This is a genomic window from Salifodinibacter halophilus (assembly GCA_012999515.1).
Lineage (GTDB): Bacteria > Pseudomonadota > Gammaproteobacteria > Nevskiales > Salinisphaeraceae > Salifodinibacter > Salifodinibacter halophilus.
Window position 1 is genome coordinate 1 of record JABEEB010000102.1, and the last position, 324, is coordinate 324.

A 324-nucleotide genomic window follows, 5' to 3' on the forward strand; every position below is an offset into this window, starting at 1 on the left:
TGGAGGACAGTGTCGCGGGCGGGGGTCTCAGGCCTTCGGATGGCGCGTGTCGGACGTCGCAAAACCCCTATAAAAACAGAGGTTTTTGTGACAATCCATGAAGCGTTCAGCGCGCCGTCGCAGTTCCATCGTCGGGCGCCGCTGCGGCCAGCAGCGCGCGCAGGATGTCCTTCGAGCGGCGCTGGCCGTAACCGCGGCCGTAAGCGCTGGACTGGATCGCCACGACCAGGCGCAGAGCCGGCACCAGATACAGTTTGTTGCCGCCGTTGCCGGACGCGAACACCACCTCGATCGCGCGGCCGCAGACGTGCTGGGTGCGGCGAT

General features: G+C 66.0%; 1 protein-coding gene. It reads right to left on the minus strand.

From position 1 onward, the window contains the following. Window positions 1-106: 106 nt before the first annotated feature. Window positions 107-324: serine hydrolase (locus HKX41_10885; GenBank protein NNC24635.1), on the minus strand; the 218-nt coding region annotated here is incomplete at its 5' end.